7 protein-coding genes and 1 pseudogene are annotated in these 7,711 nt (G+C 70.1%); 4 read left to right on the top strand and 4 right to left on the bottom strand.

Features of this window, described 5'->3' with window-relative positions; translation table 11 throughout:
* The 3 genes and pseudogenes from ACFYYF_RS39090 to ACFYYF_RS39080 form a co-directional block, all read left to right on the top strand.
* Positions 1-267: pseudogene (locus ACFYYF_RS39090) on the top strand (flavoprotein); the annotation flags it as partial.
* 50 nt (positions 268-317) lie between these two features.
* On the top strand, positions 318-779 hold the full coding sequence (locus ACFYYF_RS39085) for an ArsI/CadI family heavy metal resistance metalloenzyme (RefSeq protein ID WP_388783627.1): 462 nt from the start codon (positions 318-320) through the stop codon (positions 777-779).
* Positions 780-814: 35 nt separating this feature from the next.
* Positions 815-1,192: a hypothetical protein gene (locus tag ACFYYF_RS39080; RefSeq protein ID WP_388783625.1), complete on the top strand. Its 378-nt coding sequence runs from the start codon at positions 815-817 to the stop codon at positions 1,190-1,192.
* Between the two features lie 78 nt (positions 1,193-1,270).
* On the opposite strand, the gene ACFYYF_RS39075 is transcribed toward ACFYYF_RS39080, so the two are convergent.
* Positions 1,271-2,551, bottom strand: a complete 1,281-nt coding sequence (locus ACFYYF_RS39075; RefSeq protein WP_388783622.1) for an MFS transporter — start codon at positions 2,549-2,551, stop codon at positions 1,271-1,273.
* Positions 2,548-3,123, bottom strand: a complete 576-nt coding sequence (locus ACFYYF_RS39070; protein WP_388783619.1) for an ArsR/SmtB family transcription factor — start codon at positions 3,121-3,123, stop codon at positions 2,548-2,550. The genes ACFYYF_RS39075 and ACFYYF_RS39070 overlap by 4 nt, the downstream gene beginning before the upstream one ends.
* A 126-nt stretch (positions 3,124-3,249) precedes the next feature.
* Here ACFYYF_RS39070 and ACFYYF_RS39065 point away from each other — a divergent pair, with 126 nt between their 5' ends.
* The gene (locus ACFYYF_RS39065; protein ID WP_388783615.1) at positions 3,250-3,954 is read left to right on the top strand and encodes a Clp protease N-terminal domain-containing protein; all 705 of its coding nucleotides are present in this window, start codon (positions 3,250-3,252) and stop codon (positions 3,952-3,954) included.
* A 75-nt stretch (positions 3,955-4,029) separates the two neighbouring features.
* Here ACFYYF_RS39065 and ACFYYF_RS39060 read toward each other — a convergent pair whose 3' ends face one another.
* Both ACFYYF_RS39060 and ACFYYF_RS39055 read right to left on the bottom strand, forming a co-directional pair.
* The gene (locus ACFYYF_RS39060; RefSeq protein WP_388783612.1) at positions 4,030-4,821 is read right to left on the bottom strand and encodes a hypothetical protein; all 792 of its coding nucleotides are present in this window, start codon (positions 4,819-4,821) and stop codon (positions 4,030-4,032) included.
* 208 nt (positions 4,822-5,029) lie between these two features.
* Positions 5,030-7,642, bottom strand: coding sequence for an ABC transporter substrate-binding protein (locus ACFYYF_RS39055; RefSeq protein ID WP_388783609.1), 2,613 nt, complete (start codon positions 7,640-7,642; stop codon positions 5,030-5,032).
* Positions 7,643-7,711: the final 69 nt, after the last annotated feature.

The following is a 7,711-nucleotide window of genomic DNA, read 5'->3' as shown; positions in this document are numbered from 1 at the left end:
GTCGGCATGAAGTCCTACGGCCGCGCCCCCACCTTCTTGGCGATGACCGGCTACGAGCAGGTCCGCTCGATCGCCGCCGCCCTCGCCGGGGACCAAGAGGCCGCCGAGCGAGTCGAACTGACCCTCCCGGAAACCGGAGTCTGCGGCGGCGCCGGCCTCTTCGACGACCCCGACGCCCGGCAGGACGGCGACGGCGGAGGCTGCTGCGCGGCCCCGACCACGCTTCAGATCGGCGTCGGCGCTCCGGCCCGGTCGGACGGCTGCTGAGCCCCGGTTCCCGACCCGCCACCCACCCGTATCCCAGCAGGAGGCTCACCATGTCCCGCGTCCAGCTCGCTCTCCGTGTCCCCGACCTCGCCGCGTCCATCGCCTTCTACACCGAACTGTTCGGCACCGAGCCCGCCAAAGTCCGCGACGGCTACGCCAACTTCGCCGTCGTCGAGCCGCCGCTCAAGCTGGTCCTGATCGAGGGCGCCGCGGGGGAGGAGACCCGCATGGACCACCTCGGCGTCGAGGTCGAGACGGCCGAGGCGGTGCACGCGGCCACCGTCCGGCTCGCCGAAGCCGGACTGGCCACCACCGAGGAGAGCGACACCACCTGCTGTTACGCCCTCCAGGACAAGGTCTGGGTGCACGGCCCCGGACGGGAGCCCTGGGAGGTCTACGTGGTGAAGGCTGACGCCGACAACCTCGCCAAGCAACCGGGCAGCACCTGCTGCGCCGGCCCGACCGAGGATGTTCCGGACGAGCCGACGACCTCAACGGCACGCTGTTGCTGAGGTCCGGCGAGCCGTTCGACACGTAGGGTCCAGCCATGGACACCGCCGCTTCACCACGCGTCCTCGTCATCGGGCTCGACCCGCATCGGGTGCCCGGGCCATGGGATCCCGAGCCGGTGGTCAAGGCGATCGAGGAGGGGCTGGGCAAGTTCACCGAACACGGGGTGGGCGTGGAAACCTGCCTGATCGCCCTGGATGGCACCGACGACGTGGAGACGGTCGTCGGGAACGCACTGAGAGCCCGTCCCTGGGAGTGCGTCACGGTCGGCGGTGGCCTGCGGCACTCGGACGATCAGGTCGAACTCCTGGAGCTGGTGGTCAACCTGATCCGGCGCCACGCGCCCGATGCGGCCATCGCGTTCAACAGCACCCCGGCCACGGTCTACGAGGCCGCGGCCCGATGGATCGAGTGACGGCGGCGGACCGTGTGGCTCGAGAGTCACCTTCGGATTCGTCGGCGGGAGGCGCGACGGCGACATCGAAGTCAGTAGTCATGGCGCCCTTTCTTCATGTGCCGCCGGTGTGCCGTCCACTGACAGGGGGAGCGGTGGCGCGTTGCGGACGGCCGGGCTGGCGGTGGCGGTGACGGCGGTGGCGAGCATCACCGCGGCCAGCACGTACACGGCGCCGACCGGTCCGAGCGAGGTGAGCAGGAAGCCGGCGCCGAGAGAGGCGACGGGCAGGACTCCCCACGACAGGGTCATGGCCGCGCTGGTGACACGCCCGAGCAACTCGTCGGGAACCAGGAGGGACGCGTAACTGATGATCACGACGTTCCACAGCGGCCCCACGAACGCGCAGGCGGCACCGATGGTGCCGATCAGAAGCGGGTTGGACGTGAAGGCGAACAGGGGCAGAAGCGCGGCCCAGATCCAGTTGACTCCGAGAATGACGGTCTTCGGCGTGAAGTGGCGATGGAGCCTGCTCGCCGCGAGTGCTCCGGCCAGGCCGCCACCGCTGTAGATGCCGAGCATGGTGCCGACGGTGCCGGCCGTGGCGCCGTGGTGCCGGGCCAGGACGACGAGGATGAGTACGAGTGCCTGGAAGATCAGGTTGCTCGCGGCGATCAGCAGGATGGCGGCACGGATCAGCGGGTGACGCCAGACCCAGCGAAGCCCCGTGATCGCCGCCCGCCACAGCGATTCCGAAGCGGTCGTGTTCCGGATCTGCAGATCGCTTCGAATGAACAGCAGTCCTATGCAGGCCAGAGCATAGGAGACGGCGTCGGCCAGGAACGGCACCGCGCGGTCGATACCGAAGAGCATGCCGCCCAGGGGAGGGCCGGCCAGGGCCGCACCGCGACTTCTGGCCTCGTTGTGGGCCGTTGCGGTAGGGAGCTGCGTCGTCGGAACGATCTTGGGCAGGGCCGCGCGCTCAGCCAGTCCGAAGAAGACGAAGCACAGGCCCTGCACGAAGGCGACCGTGGCGAGATGGACGACCGTGACTCTGTCCAGCCATATGGCGATCGGGACGGTGCAGAGCGCCAAGGCCCCGCAGATCTCGCTGACCAGAAGGATTCTGCGGCGGTTCCACCTGTCCACCAGAGGTCCGGCGGGCAGGTGCGCGACGAGATAGGGCAGTGTCCCGGCGGCGCCCACGATCCCGGCGTCGGAGGGCGACCCGGTGGTCGCCAGGACGAGCAGCGGCATCGCGGTCCCGCTGGTCTGGGCGCCCAGCGTCGAGACGACCTGACCGCTCCACAGAGCGAGGAATTCGCGGTTGCGCCATAACGAAGGCTGTTCGGTGGCCTCTTGGACGGGCGCGGCGGTCACGAGGCGTCCCCGCCCTCGGGCGTGGGGAAAGCGTGGAACACCACGGAGACATGCCGGCTGCCGGGGGACGCCTGATCCGGCTCGCGGTGCCAACGGGAGAGGAAGGCGATGTACTCCTCGCCGAACTGGACCAATTCCTCCGCGGTGAGGGTGGTCCCGCCGAAGGAGTGCATGGCTGCGGCGGCGAACTCGCCGAACGACTCCCGGTGGGACAGGTACGTGGTCAGGTCGCGATCGGCGCTCGCCATCCACTGCCGGCCGACCGCCTCCGCAGCCGCGGCGGTCTCCGGGTCCGTCGGGTGGCGCGGCAGCCGTACGTCCTGCGGTACGGCCCGCCAGTACTTGCGGCGCCCGGCGGACCGGGCTGTGTCCTCCTCGATGAACCCGAATCGGGCCAGTTGCCGCAGGTGATAGCTGGTCGCCCCGCGGTCCTCCGCGAACTCGGCGGCCAGCTCGGCGGACGTGGCCGGACCCTGCCTCCGTAGCCGGGTCAGCAACTCCTGCCGCAGGGGGTGAGCGAGGGCCTTGAGCGCGTCGATGTCGGACAGTACGCGCGGTCGCGAGGTCGGCATGATGAGAAGATATCTATGCAAAGAAGTCTTCTCAAGGCTCTCGACGGTGGTTTCCGATCCGAGGGGCGAGGGGGTCATCGTCAATTTCAGGTTGACGCTTGAATGCCGTCAACTTAAGATTGACGCATGAGTCCACTCGACATCAGCCTCGCCGATCTGATCGCTCGACTCGACGAGGAACTTCCCGAAGCAGACGAACTGGCCCGCATCAGCGAGGCGCGACTGCGCGCACAGACGCTGTCCGATCTCGGTGACCAGCTCATCGACCACTACGTCAGCAAGGCCAAGCGGACCGGCGCGTCCTGGACCCAGATCGGTGACGCCATTGGGGTCTCCAAGCAGGCCGCCCAGCAGCGTCACGCGCCCGCGCCGTTCGAGCGGTTCACCAACCTGAACCGCCACAGCATCGTGCTGGCGCAGGAAGCCGCCCGAACGCACAAGCACGACTTCATCGGCACCGGACACCTCCTGCTCGGCCTGCTCGGGGAACCGCAGGGCCTGGCCTACGAGGTGCTGCTGGCGCAGGCCGGCTCGGAGCAGCGCGTCCGCGATGCGGTCGAGGAAGCGCTGCCGCCGGCCGGGGAGAAGGCGCTGCGGGGTCACATCGCCTTCCGCCCGGAGAGCAAGGAGGCCATCGAGCAGGCGCGCCACGCGTCCGCCGACCTCGGCCACGACTGGGTCGGCACCGAACACATGCTGTTGGGCCTGGTCAGCGCCGGGGAGAGCACGGCCGCGCAGGTCCTGCGCACCCTCGGCTTCACGCCGGACGAACTGCGCGAGACGGTCAGGACCCGGGTCGCCGAACGGCTCGCGGGGGGCGGCGAGCAGTAGCCGGGCGAACCGCTTTCACGAGCCGCCCTCGTACCCAGGGTGGGCCTCCCGGCTCCCGGCCCACCCGGGGTGTCCTCACTTGACGTCGACGAAGTCCCCGGTCGCCGTGGCGGGGCCGGTGGTGGAGCTGCCGGAGAAGACGAAGCGGAAGTAGCCGTCCGCCGTGGCCTTCGTTGTGGTCTTCAGCGCTCCGCTGCCGCCGCTGGTGATGGTCTTCAGCGTGGAGTAGGTGCTGCTGCCCTTCTTGCGGAACTGGAGCTGGACCGAACGGCCCTCGTAACCGGTGTAGGTGCCGGTCTCCCAGTTCGCGCGGCTCAGCTTGCCCGTGACGGTGACCGTCCTGCCCTTCTTCACCGGCTCGGGCGACGCGTTCACCGTGGCCTTCGCGTACCGCTTGAACCGGGCCGTGCCGGCGACATCGACGGCCGTCCAGTCGTCGTTGGTGTCCTGTGCTTCGGCGAGCACCTTCCAGGTGCCGGCGAGACCGATGTCGTCGAAGTCCCGTGCGGCGTCCACGCCGAAGCTCACCTTGCAGGTGGACGTGGTGGGGTCGGCGGGCGACACCGTGCACGTGCCCGCGGGCGGGTAGGCCGGCAGGATGCCGTCGGCGTCGTCGGTGTTGGGGCCGTGCCACAGGTAGGCCCAGGAAGCGGCCACACCGTCCGGGTCCTTCGCCGTCCATGTGATCGTGATGGTCTTCTTGGTGGTCAGACCGAGCACGATGTCCTTGCCGCCGTTCACGACGACGTTCGAGAACGTGGTGTCGCTGGGCACGGCCGCGTCGGCCGCTTGGGCGGCTGCCGGAACCGCCGATGCGGAAAGGGCGGTGGCGAGGAACGCGGCGGCGGTGGCCGGGCGGATGCGCATGGAATCCCCCTTCGGGATTGCGGGACTCGCCGTCCCCCACGGCGAACCAGATGGTGTGTCGCTGCCTAGACACCCAGAAGCCCGCCGCGGTTGCCCTGGCGTTCGTACCGGCTTTCGGCTCCCGTCACGTGGTCCGCCTCCACGGCCTGCCGGGACGGTGGATGTGCCGTCGATGCCGGTACCTGTACCGATATGTCGACAGGAGGCGTCAGGAGGTCGCGGACCCGTTGGTGACGGTCGCCCAGCGGCCGCCGGCCACCGAGCACACCGTCAGACCCCGGTTGCGCGTGTCCCCGTACGCGTCGAAGGCGACGCGACCGGTGACGCCGTCGAAGGCGAGCCCGGACACGGCCTGTCGCATCTTCGACCGGGCGTCCTGGGGGAGCGTGCCGCCGTTGGCCTTCACGAGGGACTTGACGGCCTCGATCAGGCTCCAGGTCGCGTCGTAGGCGTACGGTCCGTACCAGTTGGCCGTGTCCTCGTACCCGGCCTTGTCGTAGCGGGCGACGAAGTCCTTCCCGCCTGCCAGGTCCTCGGCTGCCACACCGATGTTGACGGCGAGGTCGCCGTCGGCCTTCGAGCCGGACGTGATGAACGCGTCGGTGAGGATGCCGTCGCCGCCCATCAGGGGGATGTCGGCCCCGTCCTGCTTGAGCTGTTCGGAGAGCGGCCCAGCGGTGGCGTCGTAGCCCCCGACGAAGACGGCGTCGGCACCCGAGGCCCCGATCTTGGCCGCGAGGTCGGAGAACTCGGTCTGGTCGGGATCGACGTGCTCCGTGCCGACCACGGTCCCGCCCAGTTTCTCGAACTCGGCTGTGAACCCGGAGGTGAGACCGGTGCCGTACGGGCTCTTGTCGTCGACGACGTACAGCTTGCTCTTCCCGGCCTTGGAGTAGAGGTAACGGGCGGCGAACGGGCCCTGGTCCACGTCCGTGGCGATGGTGCGGAAGTACGAGTCGTACGGACGGGACTTGGTGCCCGCGGCCCAGTCGGGGCCGAGTGTCAGCTCGGGAGCCGTGTTGCCCGGTGAGATGTTGACCAGGCCGGCCTGGTTCAGCGGTGGCACCAGGGTCCGGGCCACGCTCGAGTTCAACGGCCCGACGACGCCCAGCACCTTCGCGTCCGAGACGAAACCGGCCGCGTTCTGCTGACCCCTGACAGGGTCGGACCCGTCGTCCAGCGTCTTGATCTCGAACTTCACGCCGGGGACGAGCCCCTTCTCGTTCGCGGTCTCGACCGCGAGTTCGGCGGAGTTCCGGACGCCGAGGCCCATCGGGGACAGGCCACCGGTGAGCGGTGTGTCCACTCCGATCACCACCGTCACGGCGGACGAAGCCGAGGCGCCGCCGCCGGTCGATCCGCCGCCGGGCTTCTTGTCGTCTCCCGAGAGAGTCCAGGTCAGGGCGGAACCGGCCGCGAGCGTGGCCAGTGCCGCGCCCAGAACCACGGAGCGCCGGGTTAGGGCGCGCGCCCGTACCGGCTTCCGCTCGCCCGTCTCCATCTCGGCCGTCGTCCCCAGCGTGACCAAGTCCTCGACCGGGGGCACGGGTTCGGGGGCCGTCGGCGGGTCGGTCGGCCGGTCCAGGACGGGGGACTGGTCCCGAACCGGGGGCTCATCCGACACAGGGGGATCGTCCGAGACAGGGGACCGGGGGGTATCCGGAGCGGAGATCTCGTCCTGGACGTGGGACTCGTCCGGGACGGGGGTGTGGTCCGGGACCGGCGGGTGGTCCGGAACGGGCGGCCGGTCCTGGACGGGGTCCTCGTCCGGGGCCCGGTCCTGGCCGGGAGCGGGGCGCCGCGGATCGGCCGGGGCCGACGCTCCCGAGTCCAGCACCGTGGGCTCGTGCGGCGTCCCCGGCGTTCCGGCCTTGGGAGGCGTACGAGGCTTGGGAGGAACGGAAGGCGGTGCCTGCTCCGTCGGGGCGTCCGGCACGGGATCACGCTCGGACGCCGGTCCCGGCTCCCGCTCGGCGGCCGCGTCGTCCCGCGCCGGGAAGGAACGCAGCACCGACGCCAGCATTCCGGCGGCCTCGGTGGCACCCACCCGCTGCTCCGGGTCCTTCGTGAGCAGCGCCTCCAGTACGGGCGCGAGCGGTCCGGCGTGGACCGGCGGGCGATGCGGGCGCGTGAACACGGCCACGGCCAGGGCGTGAAGCCCTTCCGCCTCGAACGGCGGCTGCCCCTCGACGGCGTGGTAGAGCGTGGCGCCGAGCGCCCACAGGTCGTTGGCGGGGGTCGGGCGCTTGCCCTCCAACTGCTCCGGGGACATGTACTGCGGCGTGCCGATGACGATCCCGCTGTGGCTCAGCTTCGTCGTGGCGTCCGCGAGGTGCGCGATGCCGAAGTCGGTGAGGACGACCCGGTCCTTGGTCAGGAGCACGTTGTCGGGCTTGATGTCGCGATGGACGATGCGTCCTTCGTGCGCCTCGGTGAGCGCGTCGAGCATGGCGGCGCCGATCTCGGCGACCCGCCGCACGGGCAGCCGGCCCTGCCCGCGGATGGCGGCGGCCAGCGACTGGCCGCGGATGAACTCCATGACGATCACGGGGGCGCCCTGGTGCTCCACGACGTCATGGATCGTGATGATTCCGGGGTGGCTGAGAGTCACCGCGGCGCGCGCCTCGGCGGCGAAGCGCCCGAGCAGGGTGACGCGGTCGCCGTCCTCCATCCCCGGCGGGAAGAGGATCTCCTTGACGGCGACCTCGCGTCCGAAGAGCTGCTGGTCCAGGCCGCGCCAGACCCGGCCCATGCCGCCCTGGCCGATGCGTTCCACCAGCTGGTAGCGGCCCGCGATGAGTTCGGAGTTCTGCTCGGTCACGCGCACACTCTAGGTCCTGTTGTGCGGCTCGTGTGAAGGAAAGATGGCTTGATCGTGCCCTTCGGGGTG

The organism is Streptomyces sp. NPDC001914 (genome assembly GCF_042891215.1).
Classification (GTDB): Bacteria; Actinomycetota; Actinomycetes; order Streptomycetales; family Streptomycetaceae; genus Streptomyces.
This window is presented reverse-complemented; position numbering and strand designations above follow the sequence as displayed.

What these genes read in the sequence shown, in the direction of transcription:
- ACFYYF_RS39080 (WP_388783625.1), top strand. Translation starts at nt 815, where the DNA reads ATGGACACCGCCGCTTCACCACGCGTCCTCGTCATCGGGCTCGACCCG.
- ACFYYF_RS39065 (WP_388783615.1), top strand. Translation starts at nt 3,250, where the DNA reads ATGAGTCCACTCGACATCAGCCTCGCCGATCTGATCGCTCGACTCGAC.
- ACFYYF_RS39085 (WP_388783627.1), top strand. Translation starts at nt 318, where the DNA reads ATGTCCCGCGTCCAGCTCGCTCTCCGTGTCCCCGACCTCGCCGCGTCC.
- ACFYYF_RS39060 (WP_388783612.1), bottom strand. Translation starts at nt 4,821, where the DNA reads ATGCGCATCCGCCCGGCCACCGCCGCCGCGTTCCTCGCCACCGCCCTT.
- ACFYYF_RS39070 (WP_388783619.1), bottom strand. Translation starts at nt 3,123, where the DNA reads ATGCCGACCTCGCGACCGCGCGTACTGTCCGACATCGACGCGCTCAAG.